Origin of the sequence: Pantoea sp. B_9 (assembly GCF_008632015.1) — a bacterium.
Classification (GTDB): domain Bacteria; phylum Pseudomonadota; class Gammaproteobacteria; order Enterobacterales; family Enterobacteriaceae; genus Pantoea; species Pantoea dispersa.
The window spans coordinates 162,537-177,299 of the sequence record NZ_VWVL01000003.1 but is presented as its reverse complement, the minus strand read 5'-3'; the positions used below and the strand labels follow the sequence as shown (position 1 = coordinate 177,299).

At 59.0% G+C, this 14,763-nt stretch carries 18 protein-coding genes and 1 riboswitch; of the genes, 3 read left to right on the top strand and 15 right to left on the bottom strand.

Annotated elements, in window-relative coordinates; genetic code table 11:
* Positions 1–61: 61 nt before the first annotated feature.
* Positions 62–1,063, bottom strand: coding sequence for a zinc-binding alcohol dehydrogenase family protein (locus F3I21_RS11050; protein ID WP_058759024.1), 1,002 nt, complete (start codon positions 1,061–1,063; stop codon positions 62–64).
* Positions 1,064–1,199: 136 nt separating this feature from the next.
* On the opposite strand from F3I21_RS11050, the gene F3I21_RS11045 reads away from it, so the two are divergent.
* On the top strand, positions 1,200–2,117 hold the full coding sequence (locus F3I21_RS11045) for a LysR family transcriptional regulator (protein WP_150058900.1): 918 nt from the start codon (positions 1,200–1,202) through the stop codon (positions 2,115–2,117).
* A 644-nt stretch (positions 2,118–2,761) separates the two neighbouring features.
* Here the strand turns inward: F3I21_RS11045 and F3I21_RS11040 are convergent.
* The 8 genes from F3I21_RS11040 to F3I21_RS11005 all read right to left on the bottom strand — a co-directional run bounded on the left by F3I21_RS11040 (position 2,762) and on the right by F3I21_RS11005 (position 8,651).
* The gene (locus F3I21_RS11040) at positions 2,762–3,229 is read right to left on the bottom strand and encodes a hypothetical protein (RefSeq protein WP_058759022.1); all 468 of its coding nucleotides are present in this window, start codon (positions 3,227–3,229) and stop codon (positions 2,762–2,764) included.
* 185 nt (positions 3,230–3,414) lie between these two features.
* The gene (locus F3I21_RS11035) at positions 3,415–4,344 is read right to left on the bottom strand and encodes an ABC transporter substrate-binding protein (RefSeq protein ID WP_150058899.1); all 930 of its coding nucleotides are present in this window, start codon (positions 4,342–4,344) and stop codon (positions 3,415–3,417) included.
* A 9-nt stretch (positions 4,345–4,353) separates the two neighbouring features.
* Entirely contained in the window at positions 4,354–5,088 is a 735-nt protein-coding gene (locus F3I21_RS11030) for an ABC transporter permease (protein WP_150058898.1), read from the bottom strand.
* Entirely contained in the window at positions 5,072–5,788 is a 717-nt protein-coding gene (locus F3I21_RS11025; RefSeq protein ID WP_150058897.1) for an ABC transporter ATP-binding protein, read from the bottom strand. Before F3I21_RS11025 ends, F3I21_RS11030 begins: the two co-directional genes overlap by 17 nt.
* On the bottom strand, positions 5,785–6,753 hold the full coding sequence (locus tag F3I21_RS11020; RefSeq protein ID WP_150058896.1) for a HesA/MoeB/ThiF family protein: 969 nt from the start codon (positions 6,751–6,753) through the stop codon (positions 5,785–5,787). The genes F3I21_RS11025 and F3I21_RS11020 overlap by 4 nt, the downstream gene beginning before the upstream one ends.
* 10 nt (positions 6,754–6,763) lie before the next feature.
* Positions 6,764–7,522 (bottom strand): thiazole synthase, encoded by a 759-nt coding sequence (locus tag F3I21_RS11015; protein WP_132463263.1) that lies wholly within the window; start codon positions 7,520–7,522, stop codon positions 6,764–6,766.
* 3 nt (positions 7,523–7,525) lie between these two features.
* Entirely contained in the window at positions 7,526–7,723 is a 198-nt protein-coding gene (thiS, locus tag F3I21_RS11010; protein WP_058759017.1) for a sulfur carrier protein ThiS, read from the bottom strand.
* The gene (locus tag F3I21_RS11005) at positions 7,707–8,651 is read right to left on the bottom strand and encodes an FAD-dependent oxidoreductase (RefSeq protein WP_150058895.1); all 945 of its coding nucleotides are present in this window, start codon (positions 8,649–8,651) and stop codon (positions 7,707–7,709) included. The genes thiS and F3I21_RS11005 overlap by 17 nt, the downstream gene beginning before the upstream one ends.
* A gap of 126 nt (positions 8,652–8,777) precedes the next feature.
* A riboswitch (TPP riboswitch) is annotated at positions 8,778–8,897 on the bottom strand.
* Positions 8,898–9,062: 165 nt separating this feature from the next.
* On the opposite strand from F3I21_RS11005, the gene F3I21_RS11000 reads away from it, so the two are divergent.
* The gene (locus tag F3I21_RS11000; RefSeq protein WP_088517394.1) at positions 9,063–9,500 is read left to right on the top strand and encodes a 6,7-dimethyl-8-ribityllumazine synthase; all 438 of its coding nucleotides are present in this window, start codon (positions 9,063–9,065) and stop codon (positions 9,498–9,500) included.
* A 155-nt stretch (positions 9,501–9,655) separates the two neighbouring features.
* Here F3I21_RS11000 and F3I21_RS10995 read toward each other — a convergent pair whose 3' ends face one another.
* Positions 9,656–9,865 (bottom strand): glycine zipper 2TM domain-containing protein, encoded by a 210-nt coding sequence (locus F3I21_RS10995; RefSeq protein ID WP_031279978.1) that lies wholly within the window; start codon positions 9,863–9,865, stop codon positions 9,656–9,658.
* 253 nt (positions 9,866–10,118) lie between these two features.
* Positions 10,119–10,844 (bottom strand): pirin family protein, encoded by a 726-nt coding sequence (locus F3I21_RS10990; protein ID WP_021508917.1) that lies wholly within the window; start codon positions 10,842–10,844, stop codon positions 10,119–10,121.
* Positions 10,845–10,967: 123 nt separating this feature from the next.
* On the opposite strand from F3I21_RS10990, the gene F3I21_RS10985 reads away from it, so the two are divergent.
* Positions 10,968–11,849 carry a LysR family transcriptional regulator gene (locus F3I21_RS10985; RefSeq protein WP_150058894.1) on the top strand — a complete coding sequence of 294 codons (882 nt, stop codon included), beginning with the start codon at positions 10,968–10,970 and terminating at the stop codon, positions 11,847–11,849.
* A 1-nt stretch (position 11,850) separates the two neighbouring features.
* Here the strand turns inward: F3I21_RS10985 and F3I21_RS10980 are convergent, their stop codons facing one another.
* The 4 genes from F3I21_RS10980 to F3I21_RS10965 are packed head-to-tail and all read right to left on the bottom strand — an operon-like array spanning position 11,851 to position 14,700.
* Positions 11,851–12,600, bottom strand: coding sequence for an anti-sigma factor (locus F3I21_RS10980; protein ID WP_150058893.1), 750 nt, complete (start codon positions 12,598–12,600; stop codon positions 11,851–11,853).
* Positions 12,597–13,100, bottom strand: coding sequence for a sigma-70 family RNA polymerase sigma factor (locus F3I21_RS10975; RefSeq protein ID WP_150058892.1), 504 nt, complete (start codon positions 13,098–13,100; stop codon positions 12,597–12,599). The genes F3I21_RS10980 and F3I21_RS10975 overlap by 4 nt, the downstream gene beginning before the upstream one ends.
* Positions 13,100–13,654 (bottom strand): cytochrome b, encoded by a 555-nt coding sequence (locus tag F3I21_RS10970; RefSeq protein ID WP_058781059.1) that lies wholly within the window; start codon positions 13,652–13,654, stop codon positions 13,100–13,102. The genes F3I21_RS10975 and F3I21_RS10970 overlap by 1 nt, the downstream gene beginning before the upstream one ends.
* Positions 13,651–14,700 carry a catalase family peroxidase gene (locus tag F3I21_RS10965; RefSeq protein WP_150058891.1) on the bottom strand — a complete coding sequence of 350 codons (1,050 nt, stop codon included), beginning with the start codon at positions 14,698–14,700 and terminating at the stop codon, positions 13,651–13,653. The genes F3I21_RS10970 and F3I21_RS10965 overlap by 4 nt, the downstream gene beginning before the upstream one ends.
* Positions 14,701–14,763: the final 63 nt, after the last annotated feature.

The following is a 14,763-nucleotide window of genomic DNA, read 5'->3' as shown; positions in this document are numbered from 1 at the left end:
GCAAAGTCGCTACCATAACCGCCCGGGCTGACGGACGGTTAACCTTACGTGTTTTAATGACTTAAAAGCCGCTGAGGACAATCTTGCCGCGTGCGCGACCGCTCTCAATCAACGCATGCGCTTTACGCAGGTTGGCCGCGCTGATGCTGCCGTGATGCTCGCCAGCGGTGGTCTGCAGGGTTTGATCGTCAATCAGCTGACTTACCTGCTGCAGAATCTGATGCTGGCGCTGCATATCGGCGGTATGGAACAGCGAGCGGGTAAACATCAGTTCCCAGTGCAGCGAGATGGCTTTGCGCTTCAGCGGCACCGCATCCAGGGTTTCCGGATCGTCAATCAGCGCCAGTTTGCCCTGCGGAGCCAGCACATCGATCAACTGCGGGTAGTAGCTGTCGGTATGGGTCAGTGAGGCCACGTAGCGCACCTCGTTATGGCCAATTGCTGCCAGCTGCTCACCCAGCGGACGCTGATGATCGATAACATGATGGGCACCCAGCGAGCGCACCCAGTCGGCGGTTTCCGGGCGAGAGGCGGTACCAATTACCGTCAGTCGGGTCAGTTTGCGCGCCAGCTGCGTCAGCATCGAACCCACGCCGCCGCCCGCGCCGATGATCAGCAATGTGCCTTCATCGGCAGCATCAATTTCCAGGCGATCGAACAGCAGTTCCCACGCGGTAAGTGACGTCAGCGGCAGCGCGGCGGCATCGGCGTCGCTCAGCGTGCGCGGCTTGAGTCCGGCGATGCGTTCATCCACCAGTCCATACTCGGCATAGCTGCCAGCGCGTGTGATGTCGCCGGCGTAGTAAACTTCATCGCCGGGCTGAAACAGCGTGACATCGCTGCCCACCGCCTCGACCACGCCCACCGCATCCCAGCCGAGAATGCGCGGCGTGTCTGTCGGGGCGCCAGCGCGCACTTTGGTATCAACCGGGTTAACCGCAATCGCGCTGATTTTCACCAGCAGATCGCGTGCGCCTGGCTGCGGTTTCGCCACGTCCAGTTCATACAACGCATTTTCATCTGAAATCGGTAAACCGTTTTGGCTATAAACAATCGCTTTCATGCAACAGGCTCCAGGTGAGTGAATATTTTCAGGGTATTGACAGCAGCATAGCCAGACATCGCACCGGGAAAAATGCCTGTTGCAGGACAACACTTTCACTCGTAGAGTGAAAATCCCGATAATGGCGAGAACGTCGATGATTCGTTTAGAAGATATCACCCTGTTTGTGCGCTCTGCCGCGCTGGGCAGCTTTTCCCGCGCAGCGCGCGAAGCCAACCTGCTGCCCGGTCAGGTCAGCGCCGCCATTCAGCGGCTGGAGCGCGATCTCGATCGCCGCCTGTTTGCGCGATCGACGCGCAGCCTGCGTTTGACGGCGGAAGGCGAAAAGTATCTGCCTTTCGCGCAGGAGATGCTGGCGCTGATGCACGCCGGAGCGGAAAGCCTGCAAAGCCACGACGATGCCCTGAGCGGCGAGCTGAAAATCGCTCTGCCGTCTGACATCGGCCGCCATATTATTCTGCCGCTGCTGACAGAATTTTGCCGGGCGCATCCGGCGCTCGGGCTGCGTCTCTCGTTTTCCGATCAGGTGAGTGACGTGTTCCGCGATCCGGTGGATATCGCTATTCGCTACGGTAAGCTGGAGGACAGCAGCTATGTCGCGCTACCGCTGGCGGAAGAAAACCGCCGTGTGATGGTCGCCGCACCCGATTATCTCGATCGACATGGCCGTCCGGAAAAACTCGAGGATCTGGCACAGCATCACTGTCTGCCGTTTGTCATGGGCGGTCACGTGTATGATAAATGGACTTTTCCGCAGGAAGGGATGCGGCGACAGATTACGGTGAAAAGCCGGCTGCTGTGCGACGACGCTGAAGTGGCGCGCCGCTGGGCGATTGCCGGAATGGGGATTGCTTATAAATCCTGGCTTGATGTCTGCAACGATATCAGACACGGCCGGCTGGAACGGGTGCTGCCACAGCTGCCAGGCGAAAGCACGCCGCTGCATTTAATCTGCCCGCATCGCAAACAATTCTCGCCGGCGATTCGCGCTTTACATCAATTATTGCGTGAACATTTACGCACTCTGACGGCGCAAATCTTACCGGCGATTTAATCTCACCGCTGCGCCTCGACGCCATCAGCCACGCAATCCGGGCCAACCATCAGGCGAATGCCTCTGCGATTTATCTTTAAAATTAAGGACGCGCGGCCGCAAGCAAATGAAATGCTGTGCCTTCTGAATCCGCGCATGAGAACGCAGCCGTCCGGCACCTCTGATAACCGTGGCACAGCATAGTAATCTTATTCTTAACAGGTAATATTTAACGTTACTTCACTGTATTCACGTTAATTATTCAGGACTGATGATGTCTCAACCCAAAGCGATGTCCGTTAATGCCCTCACCCACATTATCCTGTTCTTCCTGGTCATCAACGCCATTGATGTCGTGTATGCGCTGATGCACTGATGGCTTATTGCGCTGCGCTTTGCCTTTGCCTTTGCCTTTGCCTTTGCCTTTGCCTTTGCCTTTGCCTTTGCGCTGAATAACAATTATTTATGCAGATGCGCATTAATGCGCACCACATTTAAAATCACACGGTTTCAGTGCAGGATTAGCATTAATGGCTGCCGGGTAACCAGGTGCGCATAAATGCGCACCCTACATAAAACGACGCAGTTTCAATGTAGGGTCGCCATTGATGGCGACCAAATGAGGGCAGTAGTGTCGGGCAGCATCTGGCCCGCATCGCAGTCAATCAGGAGTTGTTTGGCGTGGCAGCGCTTTCGCTGAACTGCGGTTTTTGCCGCGTAACGGAATAGACCACGTTTTTCGGGCCATTGGTGTCTGTGGTGACATCGACCGCAGGAATGGTCACTTTGCCAAAACCAAACAGTGTTTGCACGTAGCCGCCGATCTGGTGTTTACCGGCCGGGACGCGGAGCTCTTTACTCTCGCCCTTTTGCAGCAGTCCGGCTTCCTGCCCATCCACCGTCACGTACACGGATGAGCCATCGTCGGTGCGCGTCACCAGATGGGAGACATTGATGACGGTCGGTCCGCTGGCAAACGGCGAAGCGCTGTCGTTGTTTTCGACCGGAGCGGAAGCAGTAGCCGGGGCTTCTGCGGCGGCAGCATCAGCGCTGCTGTCGCTGGCAGCATGACGCGCGCAGCCGGTGAGCAGGAGTGTGGCCGTTAACGTGGCCAGTGTGAAACGCGAAAACATCGTGACGAAAAACCTTCTGCTAAATGAGAAGTATTTATTTTAGCGTTACCCGCGCAGTGATAACAGTCACAGAAATCCAGTATTTTCCGAAAACCGGGGACGCGGGTTTTCGTTTGTCCCCCGGCCGCACGCAATGTCAACGCGCGCCGCTCTCCCGACCCGGGAAAACGGCGCAAGCGGACGAATTACAGTGAATAGCGCGCCAGCGGCGCCACGGTGGTGATCAGCCCGTTGGCTTTCATATATTCACCAAATGCCTGATAACGCGCCTGATTGAATTCCGCACTGTGCGATGCAAAATAAGGCAGCGTCGCCTGCCAGGCCTGATGATTGAGCGGCGTATCCAGTTCAGGGTAACGCTTAATGAACGCCTGCCACGCCTGTTGCGGGTGAGCGCGCAGCCAGGCGATGCCCGCATCCAGCCCACGCAGAAATGCCGGGATGCGAGGATCGTTTGCCGCTGTGTTGCTGTTGGCCAGAATGATCAACTCATCGTAGGCCGGCACGCCGTAATCTTCCGGTTTAAACGACACCGGCTTTGCGCCTTTGTCCTGCAAATCCAGCAGCTCGTAGTTACGGAAAATGGTCAGCGCGCCGTCAATTTTATGCGTCAGCAGCGCGGAGACGGCGTCCATATTCAGATTTACCAGTTTCACGCTGTTAACGTCGACGCCCTGCGATTTCAGCATGTTGCGGATAGCCACATCTTCCGCGCCGGGAATCGCATAGCCAATCGATTTACCGGCGAAGTCTTTAATACTGTGAATATCGCCCGATACCGCTGTCAGGGTGTTCAGCGGCTGGTTAATCAGGGTGCCAACCCGAATCACCGGCACCTGCTTGTCCACCAGCGTATAGAGCTGCGGCTGATAGCTAATCGCCAGATCCGCCTTGCCTGCCGCCAGCAACAGCGGTACCGACGTGGAATCCGCCGGTGCGATCATCTCGACATCCAGCCCCTGCTGTTTAAACGCCCCGCTGTACTGAGCGGCAAAGATCGCCGCGTGGTTAGGGTTAATGAACCAGTCGAGCAGCAGCCGCACCTTTTCGGCTGCCTGCGCGTTGATGGTGGCCAGCAGCAGTAACGAAGCGATGGCACGAAGAAGTCTATTCACTCAAGTTCCTTAGTATGATTGCCAGAGAAATTTTTTACGCACCAGCGCCACGGCCGCTGAGAGCAGCAGCGCCAGGCTCATTAACAGCAGCAGTGCGGCAAAACTGGTGGCCGTTTCCAGCCGCGCGTTGGATTGCATCATCAGGTAGCCCAACCCTTCGCTGGCACCGACCCACTCGCCGATCACCACCCCAATGGGTGCCAGCACCACCGCCATCTGCAGGCCGGCGAAAAACTGCGGCAGCGCAGCCGGCCAGCGTACGCGCCAGACAATTCGCCAGCGCGAGGGATACAGCGTTTGCGCCAGCTCCAGCCAGCCGGCAGGCGTACGGCATAAACCGTCGAACAGCGACAGGCACAGCGGGAAAAACAAAATCAGCGCCGCCACCACGACTTTTGACGCGATGCCAAAACCCAGCCACAGCACCAGCAGCGGGGCCAGCGCAAATACCGGGATGGTCTGGCTGGCTGTCACCAGCGGAAACAGCACCCGACGCAGTAGCGGGCTGGAGGCCATCAGTACCGCCAGCACCACGCCGCCGCCGACGCCCAGTAGCAGCGCCAGCACAATTTCCGCCAGCGTATACATTGCGTGATGCGCGAGCAGCTGCCGCTTTTGCCACAGAGCCTCCAGCACCGCCTGCGGTGCCGGCAGCAGAAATGCCGGTACGCCGTTGTGGCGCGCCAGCAGCCACACGCCCAGCACCACCGCGATCAGGTAGATACCACTACTCAGCTTTTTCATAGGAATTCAATCGGGAAAAGAGTTCGGCCTGCGCCTGCAGCAGTCCGGCATCATTGAGCGCGCGCGGCACCGTATCTGCCGGCACAGCCCAGTGCGTCACCTGCAGCGGCTGGCCGTGCAACAGCAGAATGTCATCGGCCATACGGCAGGCTTCCAGCGGATCGTGGGTCACCAGCAGCACCGTTTTGCCGCGCAGCAGCGTCGCGGTCAGCGTTTGCAGCTGGTGTTTGGTCATGACATCCAGCGTGGCGAATGGCTCATCCATCAGCACCAGCTCGCGCTGCGCATACAGCGTGCGCGCCAGCGCGACCCGCTGCCGCATGCCACCCGAGAGCTGGGAGGGCGCGGCTTGCGCCTCGTCTTCCAGTCCCACCTGTGCCAGCAAGTGGTGCGCCCGCACGCGGTCCGGCTTCGCACCGCTCAGACGCGCCGTCAACATCACGTTCTCCAGCACCGTCAGCCACGGATAGAGCAGATCCTGTTGCCCCATCCATGCCACGTGCTGCGCAATACCGCTCAGGCTGCCCTGCTGCGGCTGCACTAAGCCGGCCATCAGACGCAGCAGCGTGCTTTTACCAATGCCGCTGCAGCCCAGCAGCACCGTGGTTTTGCCGCCGCGCAGTTGCAGATTGAGCCGATCGCACAGCTGCTTTTCGCCCCAGGCAAAGCTCACCTGGTCAAAGCGGATGTCCTGCGTCATGGCCGGCGCGCCGCCAGAATCGCCAGCTGATTAAAGCCGCGCTGCGCCAGCGCGCTGGCCGCCTGCGCCGCCCGGATGCCGCTGGCGCAGACCAGTACGATGCGGCGATCGGCCGGTGGCTGCCAGGCGTCCAGTTCGTGCGGCAATACGCGCTCAACCCGATCGGCCACGCTGGCAGGCGCCTCTTCGCAGCTGCGCAGCTCCACAATGCAGTCTCCGGTTTGTAACAGGTGAGCATCAATAAACGGCACGCCGGGCTGGGCCGGTTCCTGTGCCGCATCAAAGCGGAACGAACGAAAGTGCCAGCTGACGAAGTCACAGTTGACCATGCAACCGAGCGGTGAGGGTTGCAGGCCGAGCAGTACGCTGAGCGCCATCTGCGCCTGCATCGCCCCCAGCGCCGCCACGGCCGGGCCCATCACGCCAGCGGTGTTACAGTTAGCCGCGGAAGCAGGCAGCTGCGGAAACAGCGCACGATAACTCGGTGCGCCGCCGCAAAAACCGCCAGCATAGCCCTGACGACCCAGCACCGAGGCGCTGATCAGCGGTATGCCCGCCTGGAAACAGGCATCAGACAGTTGGTAAGTCACCGCGAAGTTATCGGCGGCATCAATCACCAGATCGCACTCCGCCAGCGCCTGCGCGATATTGCTGGCGCTCAGCGCCTCGGGCACCGCGTCGATTTGCACCTCAGGATTACGCTGCTGCAAAGCCTGCTGCGCCGCCACAGCTTTGCTGCGCCCCACATCCTGCAGGGTGAACAGCGTCTGGCGATGCAGGTTATGCAGCGCGACCTGATCGTCATCGTACAGACACAGCTGACCGACGCCCGCACCCGTCAGCTGAGGCAGCAACGTGGCGGCCAGCCCACCGCCACCGGCTACCAGCACGCGGGCGCGAGCCAGTTTCTGCTGCCCGACGACGCCAATTTCCGGCAGCCTCATCTGGCGTTGGTAGCGTTCCATTGCGCGCTCCTTAGTTCAGGTTAGCGAGGCCGAAGATCGGCGTTGAGGCCACGGCCATATCACGCTTCTCCATCAGCCCGGCCTCGCGCGCGCCCTGCCCGGCGGCGATCGCCTGGCTGAACGCGCGCGCCATCGCCACCGGATCGCCCGCTTTCGCCACGGCGGTATTGAGCAGGATGGCATCGAAGCCCATCTCCATCGCCTGCGCTGCCTGTGACGGCGCGCCGATGCCAGCATCAATGATCAGTGGAATATCGCTGAACCAGGCACGCATCGCCCGCAGCCCGTCAATATTTCGCAGTCCCTGGCCGGAGCCGATGGGCGCGCCCCACGGCATCAGCAGTTCACAGCCGGCGGCCAGCAGTTTTTCACCGACAATCAGATCTTCCGTGGTGTAGGGAAACACCTGGAAGCCGTCGGCGCACAAAATGCGTGCCGCTTCGACCAGCGCGAACGGATCGGGCTGCAGCGTGTCGGCATGACCAATCACTTCCAGCTTGATCCACGGCGTGTTAAACAATTCGCGCGCCATGTGCGCGGTGGTGACGGCCTCTTTGACCGTGTGGCAGCCAGCGGTATTGGGCAGCACGCGCACATTCAGGCCCGTCAGCAGCTCGCGAAAAGCCGCGCCCGCCGTGCCTTCGCGGCGCAGGCTGACAGTGATAATTTCACTGCCGGATGCGGCGATCGCCTGCTGCAAAATCGCCGGTGAAGGGTAGCCTGCGGTGCCGAGCAGCAAGCGTGACTGCGGCGTAAAATCGTAAAACATCGCTCAGCCTCCCTGCATCGGTGACAGGACTTCCAGCTGCCAGCCTTCCTGTAACTGCAGGCTGGCATACTGACTTTTCGGCACAAAATCGCCATTGCAGGCGGTGGCAACACAGGCCGCGTCGATTTGCTGTTCGATCAGCAATTCGCTGAGGCTGGTGGCCTCAGTGCTGATGATGCGGCCGTTAAGCTGAATATTCATGGCTAACCTCCCCGGACAGGCGCTGCATCAGCTGTTCTGCCATCATTGGTGCCAGCAGAAAACCGTGACGATACATGCCGTTAAGATAAAAAATACCGTTGTGATAGTGGATTTGCGGCAGATTAGCCGGCCATGCCGGACGCAGACCGCTGCCGCTTTCGATGACGCGCGCTTCCGCCAGCGCCGGGTGCAGGGTATAGGCCGCGCTGAGCAGTTCCATCATGGCGCGCGCGCTGATAGCGCTGGCATCGTCGCTTTCGATCATGGTGGCACCGAGCATGAAGTGGCCGTCGCGACGCGGCACCAGATAACAGGGAAAACGCGGATGGAGCAGACGAATCGGCCGGGAAAATGACACCTCATGACTCTGCAGGATCAGCATTTCCCCGCGCACCGCGCGCAGGCCGGAGAGCTGCGCTCTGGCATGGATACCGCGACAGTCAATGATCCGGCCCGATGGCTGGCGCGCATCAAAGCGGACGCCGCGCTGCAGCAGTTTGTCACGCAGTTCAGCCAGAGCGCGGCGCGGATCGAGATGTGCTTCGCGCGGGAAAAACAGTCCGCGCGCAAAACGGTTTTCCAGCGCCGGTTCGAGCGACGCCGGATCAACCCATTGATGCGCCGTCGTCATGCGCGCGAAGCGGTTTAACTCCGGGTTATCACGCGGTGGTGCCAGCACTAACGTGCCCTGATGCACCACGCTGCTGACGCGCGTTTGCCACCAGGCCGCAGCATGCTGGCCGAGGGTAATTACGTCGGCTGGCGCGCTTTCAGCTTCACACCACGGCGCCAGCATGCCACCAGCAAACCACGAGGCAGGCTGACGCGCTTCATCGTCAATGACCTCAACGGTTTCGCCGCGCTCAGCCAGCAGCGTGGCAACACAAAGCCCGGACACGCCGCTACCGAGCACGCTCCAGCGGCTCATGAATCACGTTCCGGTAAATAATCTGGGAAATTCACATCGGCCTCTCAGTGATAACTGAGACCCGCAGATACAGGTGAAGGGAATCGACGCCAGCGATCGGGCTCGCCTTTGCGCCAGACGGCTTTGCACATGAGCCGTCAGTCTTCCTACGCCAGTATCAACTGGGTCAGGTTCAAAGGGTCGCTAAGCCGCGCAGTGCGCTATTAGCCTCTCAGTCTCTCAGGCGAGACTCCCCCGACGCGTCTATTTGTATTGCAGGCGCTGGCTGGCGTCAAGCAGCACGTTAACCGCACTGCCCGCGTTGTGGATCAAAATTGCAACATATGGTATACCAGACGGATAGCGGGCAGATGATAAAAAAGACTTTTTTATTATTCACTTATAAATTTTTCAGCTAATCATGGAAGCATTATGAATAAGTTTCGTGTGGCTTTTATTAAAGCAGGATGGCATCAGGCGATCGTGAACAACGCGCTGGTGGGCTTTGAGCAGGAACTGGCAGAACAAGGCGTCGAAAATACATTAAAAAGCTATGACGTACCCGGCGCGTTTGAAATGCCGCTGCTGGCCAAACGCTTGGCCGAAACCGGCAAATTTGATGCGATTGTCTGCGCCGCGCTGGTGGTCGACGGTGGCATCTATCGCCATGACTTTGTCGCTCAGGCCGTCGTCGATGGCCTGATGAATGTGCAGCTCGCCACCAATGTTCCGGTGTTTTCGGTATCACTCACTCCGCACAATTTTCAGCCGGTCGACGCGATTGAAGCGTTTTATACCGAACATTTTATTAAAAAAGGCAAAGAAGCCGCCCGCGCCGCTCTGATGATTCATCAGCTACAGATCGATTAATATTTTTTAAGCGGTAGCGGTAATAATTGATGGCCGGATTAAATAAAGAAATTTCTGGCCGATGAATATTTCAACGCGGGGCTATTGACGGCGGGTTATGAAGTGAAATGATTTCGCCAGCATTCCCGCTGGCGAAATCCTGAGTAACGGTGAAATTAACGGCTGACTTCGTGACCAATCAGGCCGCCGATAGCCGCGCCGCCGAGGGTACCGAAAGTGCTGCCGCCGGTCAGAACGGCGCCGCCTACCGCACCTACACCAGCGCCAATGGCGGTGTTACGGCCACGATGAGACATGCCACAAGCCGTTACAGAAAAGGCTAAAACCAATACCACTGCGATATTAAAGCTGCGTTTTAAAACCATCAAAATCCTCATTACCATTAATTCTAATGGAATGTAATAGTGTTAACTTTGTTTGTTGTTTAGCCGCCAAATACCTGGCGTAGCGTGCTTATCCTGGAGGCAAATTTAAGGGGCTTTGCATTTTTGTGGAAGGTAAAAATTCCTATTTTATGCCGGACCTGTCAGGTGCTGGTTATTATTCGTACCTTAAGGCAAATAAAAAGGCATGGCGTGAAGGTTCACGCCATGCCTCGATGACTTACCGCGCGATGAATTAACGCTGCGGATGATTAACTTCTACTGGTCGTAAATCAAACACCAGCACTTCAGCATTGTTACCGTTAGCGAACTGCAGCGCCGTCTCATTGCGCACGCGCGCGCCGTCGCCGGCTTTAAAGCTCACGCCATTCACTTCAATGCTGCCGCGCGCCACATGAATATAAGCATAGCGATCGTTAGCCAGTTCCAGCGTCTGCTGCTCAGCACCGTCAAACAGTCCCGCGTAAATACGCATATCCTGACGTACGCGCAGCGAGCCGTTGTCGCCTTGTGGCGAAACAATCAGGCGCAGCTGACCGCGTTTGTCGGCTTCTGCCACTGACACCTGCTGGTAACCTGGCTCGGTACCGCGTTCTGCCGGCACGATCCAGATCTGCAGGAAGTGCACATTATCCTGTTTCGAATGGTTAAACTCGCTGTGCGTCACGCCGCTGCCGGCGCTCATCAGCTGCACGTCACCGGGCACGATAACCGAACCGGTACCCATGGAATCTTTATGCTCCAGCGCGCCTTCCAGCACGTAGGAAATAATCTCCATGTTGTTGTGCGGATGCGCACCGAAACCGCGACCCGGTGCTACCTGATCATCGTTAATCACCAGCAGATCGGAGAAACCGGTCTGTTGTGGGTCCCAGTAGCTGGCAAACGAAAAAGTATGGCGTGAATGCAGCCAGCCGTGATCGCCTAAGCCACGTTGTTCGGACAGTCGTTGTTCAATCATGGTCTGCTCCTTAAATTTTTAGCTGGAGGGCGAAGGCCCTTCCCGTTGCTGACCAGTATACGTAAACTGATTTGCCCAACAATGCGCCTGGATGACAATGACTGTCACAGATAAGTGGACAATATGCAGATTGAAGATCTCCGGATTTACGTCGCCGTAATCAAAGCGGGCAACTTTACCGCTGCGGCTGAACAGCTGATGCTCTCCAAGCAGTACGTCAGCCGGCGCATCGCCGCGCTGGAAGAGTCGCTCGGGGCGCGTTTGCTGAATCGCAACACGCGCAAACTGTCTGTTACCGACAACGGCCAGCTGTTTGCCCAGCATGCGCAGCGCATTCTGGATGATGTGCAGGAAGCCGAACTGGCGGTGTCCGGTCGTCGTCAGGTGCTGCGCGGCAGTTTCCGTCTCAGCGTGCCGATGTCGTTCGGCATCAGCCATCTTTCCCCTTATATCGCCGAATTCCTGAGCCAGCATCCCGGTATCCAGTTCCAGGTGGAACTGGCCGATCGGCATGTGGATATGGTGGGTGAAGGTTTTGATATGGCGATCCGCATCGGCACGCTGCCGGACTCCAGCCTGATCGCCAAACGGCTGGGCGAATTCCGCCGCGTGATTTGCGCCAGCCCGGCCTACCTGCAGGGCGCCGGCGCACCGCGTGAGCCGGAGGATCTGCTGCAGCATCTCTGCCTGCGCTATGGACGTGAAAGCCAGACCGGCTGGGAGCTGTTTCAGGGCGACATGCGTAAAGTGCTGGCGGTCCAGGGACCAATGGTCAGCAATAACGGAGAAATGCTGCGTGATGCGGCCGTCGCCGGGCTGGGGCTGATCCTGCTGCCGGAGTTTATCGTGGCTCCGGCGCTGGCGCGAGGTGAGCTGGTGACGGTACTGGATGACTGGCATCCGGCCTCGCTGCACCTGAATGCGCTTTATCCGCAGCATCGCCAGCGCAGCGAGATCAATCGGGTATTTATGACGTTCCTGCAGGCAAAGCTGGCAGGCAAATGAATTAGCCCACTTCGCTGCCTATCGCAGCACGCAGTGCCGGTGCCGCTTCGCCGCTCATCGGGCTCACCAGCGCATAGTTATAATGGCGATCGCTCCAGTATTGCGCCACCAGGTTGTCCGCCTGGCGCGACCCCTTTTCCAGCCGCACGGTTTGCGGACGAATGTACCAGCCAACGCGCGTGCCGCTGGCGGTCTGATACAGCACCAGCGCCGAGGCGCCATGCTCATTCGCCATCAGGCGCGCGCCGATGAGCTGATAGCCAAAGCGCTCCAGATTGGGCGGCAGCGTACCGTTGATAAAATAGCGGCCCAGCCAGCTGGCCAGCTGTGTCGTCTGATGGGTGCTAATGTCCATCGTCGCCTGCTGCGCGCCATCGCCGAATAACCGGTAAGCCTGTACCGCATCCTCCATCGGTAACGGGTGATTCTGTAAGCGTTCAGTCATCTGCCAGCCGGACAGACTGCCGATCCCTAACGCCAGCACCAGCGAGCAGGCCAGCGCCAGCCGCTGATAACGCTGTCGCGCACGCCGCTGGCGCAGCTGTGCCGGCTGCAGTGGCGTAAAAGCGGTTCGCGCCATGTTGCGCTGCAGGCTTTGTTGCAAGCGCAGCTTGTCCTGACGCCAGCCCTCTACCTGAGCGGCGATGTCAGGATGCTGCGCCAGCCAGGCGCTGATGGCCTGATGGCTGGCGCTATCCAGTTCACCATCCAGCCAGGCGTGCAGCTGGTTCTCATCGGGCGGGATACTCATTTTAATCTCCTCAACGTCACCGGGGCCGGCAGGCCTTCGGTCATGTGCTGCAACTGTTTGCGCGCCCGCGACAACCGTGACATCACGGTGCCCAGCGGAATCTCCAGCGTGTCAGCCGCTTCCTGATAACGCATGCCTTCAACGTTGACTAAAAGCAGCAATGCGCGACTGTCAGCCGGCAGACGGGCGAACAGCGCCAGCATCTCATCGGCGATGGCGTGATGCTCAGCCGACTCGGCAAAGGGCTCGGCGCGGCTGAACAGCGTCATAATCGCCTGCCAGCGCTTGCGGCGGCGTTCGCCATCAATGAACTGATGCCAGAGAATGGAAAACAGCCAGGCACGCAGACTGCGCGTGTCATCGCGCGCCGCGTCCAGTGCTTTGACCAGCGTGTTCTGTACCAGATCCTCAGCGGCCATGCGCTCACGCGTCAGCCCCAGCGCAAAACGCTGCAAATGCGGCAGTAATGTGCGGATTTCGTCATCGCTCAATGCAGACATTATTTTTGCTCTCGCACCCGGCGCAGGCCGGTCATGCTACTCAGCACGCCATCACGTAAAATCAGACCATGCAGCAGCGCGGCAGCCAGATGGGCCAGGATCAGCGCGAACAGGCTAAACGCCAGCAGCGAGTGTAACGGGCGCAGCACGGCATAACTTTCCACGCTAACCGGCAGCAGCGGCGGCAGCACCAGCCCCTCGCCAATTGTCACCGGAAACCCGCCTGCCGACAGCATCGCCCAGCCTACCAGTGGTTGCGCCAGCATCAGTAAATAGAGCGCCAGATGGGTCAAATGTGCCACCGTTTGCTGCCAGCCCGGCACCGACGCGGGCATCGCGGGCACACCATAGTAACGCCGCAGCCCGATACGCACGACCACCAGCAACGCGATCGCCACGCCGAGCGGTTTGTGTATCGCCAGCAGCAGCGAATGGGCAGCCGAGATATCCGCCACCATCGCCACGCCGATAAATAGCATGGTCAGCACGGCCAGCGCCATCAACCAGTGTACGATGCGCAGCAGCGGATGAAACAGGGTTGTCTGATGACTCATGATTTTTTCTCCTGCTGGCGCGCCTGTTCAGCCGTGCGCAGATTGAAAGATTTCGCGTAAGCGGCGGAGCGCGCGTTGAGCAGCGGATCGTCCGAACCGCTGATGCCCTGCGGCAGAATCAGCGGATCGTAATTGATGTCATTGCAGCTGCCGCACTGTTGCGGGCTGCTGTCGCGCAGCGTCAGCGTACCGGCGACAACCTGCTGCCGATCGGCTGGCCACACCTTGCTGGCATCGTTCACCGCATCGCCGGGCTGAGCCACGCTGATCACCAGATCCCACTTCAGCGGTGCGGTCGCCAGCCGGTCGTGCAGGTCGCTCTGCAGATAATCCGGCTGCTGCTGCTGAGCGGCGCTGATCGGCTGCCATGGCGTACGCGGCACCAGACTCCAGCGCACAAAGCGCGTTTCCCCCTGCGCATTGGTAAAGCGGAAGGCATTCAGACTGTTGTACTGCTCCTGCGCCCAGCTGGCGGCCAGTACATGGGTTTTCACCCAGGCAAAGAACGGTTTAACTTCGGGATGGGCAACGGTAAACGCCATCAGCTTTTGCGCATCAGGTTTGCCAGTCTGCGGCAGCGGTCGACTGGCCTGTTGCTGATCGTAAAAAGCCTGCGGCGTACTGACCGGGAAAAACGGCAGCGCGTTCATGCCGGTACGCCACTGCTCGCCGTGCGGCAGCTGAAATTCCAGCGCCAGGCTGCGCACCGGCACGCCATAATCCGGCGCGTGCGGATTACCGCCGGCAATGGCAAAGCGGCCAATCACCGGCACCGTACCCGGCTGGAAAACGCTGGCGCGTGACAGAAACGCCGCGTTGCCGCTGGAGGTAAAATCACCGGTAACACACACGCCCTTGGCATGATTGCGCCGGTACCCCGGATGCACACCGCTGTTTTGCTGCAGCGACTGCACCAGACTTTGCGCACTGAGGCGCTGCGGCGTCAGCCAGCCGCCTGCAGCAAGAAACAGCACCAGCAGTAATCCGGGAATAATGACCACCAGCAGTAACAACGGCAGATGTCTGACCGTAGGTTTAAAGTTCATCTTAGCCAACTCAGTAAGGAAAAGTGGGCATAAGACGAACCAGCGCGGCGTTTATTCCCGCGC

Excerpts from the sequence above, each read along its gene's own strand:
- F3I21_RS11040 (WP_058759022.1), bottom strand. The coding sequence starts at position 3,229 with ATGTTTTCGCGTTTCACACTGGCCACGTTAACGGCCACACTCCTGCTC.
- F3I21_RS10970 (WP_058781059.1), bottom strand. The coding sequence starts at position 13,654 with ATGAGTCATCAGACAACCCTGTTTCATCCGCTGCTGCGCATCGTACAC.
- F3I21_RS10990 (WP_021508917.1), bottom strand. The coding sequence starts at position 10,844 with ATGATTGAACAACGACTGTCCGAACAACGTGGCTTAGGCGATCACGGC.
- F3I21_RS11015 (WP_132463263.1), bottom strand. The coding sequence starts at position 7,522 with ATGTTTTACGATTTTACGCCGCAGTCACGCTTGCTGCTCGGCACCGCA.
- F3I21_RS11000 (WP_088517394.1), top strand. The coding sequence starts at position 9,063 with ATGAATAAGTTTCGTGTGGCTTTTATTAAAGCAGGATGGCATCAGGCG.
- thiS (WP_058759017.1), bottom strand. The coding sequence starts at position 7,723 with ATGAATATTCAGCTTAACGGCCGCATCATCAGCACTGAGGCCACCAGC.
- F3I21_RS10980 (WP_150058893.1), bottom strand. The coding sequence starts at position 12,600 with ATGAGTATCCCGCCCGATGAGAACCAGCTGCACGCCTGGCTGGATGGT.
- F3I21_RS11030 (WP_150058898.1), bottom strand. The coding sequence starts at position 5,088 with ATGAAAAAGCTGAGTAGTGGTATCTACCTGATCGCGGTGGTGCTGGGC.
- F3I21_RS10985 (WP_150058894.1), top strand. The coding sequence starts at position 10,968 with ATGCAGATTGAAGATCTCCGGATTTACGTCGCCGTAATCAAAGCGGGC.
- F3I21_RS11045 (WP_150058900.1), top strand. The coding sequence starts at position 1,200 with ATGATTCGTTTAGAAGATATCACCCTGTTTGTGCGCTCTGCCGCGCTG.
- F3I21_RS11050 (WP_058759024.1), bottom strand. The coding sequence starts at position 1,063 with ATGAAAGCGATTGTTTATAGCCAAAACGGTTTACCGATTTCAGATGAA.
- F3I21_RS11025 (WP_150058897.1), bottom strand. The coding sequence starts at position 5,788 with ATGACGCAGGACATCCGCTTTGACCAGGTGAGCTTTGCCTGGGGCGAA.
- F3I21_RS10965 (WP_150058891.1), bottom strand. The coding sequence starts at position 14,700 with ATGAACTTTAAACCTACGGTCAGACATCTGCCGTTGTTACTGCTGGTG.
- F3I21_RS10995 (WP_031279978.1), bottom strand. The coding sequence starts at position 9,865 with ATGGTTTTAAAACGCAGCTTTAATATCGCAGTGGTATTGGTTTTAGCC.
- F3I21_RS11020 (WP_150058896.1), bottom strand. The coding sequence starts at position 6,753 with ATGGAACGCTACCAACGCCAGATGAGGCTGCCGGAAATTGGCGTCGTC.
- F3I21_RS10975 (WP_150058892.1), bottom strand. The coding sequence starts at position 13,100 with ATGTCTGCATTGAGCGATGACGAAATCCGCACATTACTGCCGCATTTG.
- F3I21_RS11005 (WP_150058895.1), bottom strand. The coding sequence starts at position 8,651 with ATGAGCCGCTGGAGCGTGCTCGGTAGCGGCGTGTCCGGGCTTTGTGTT.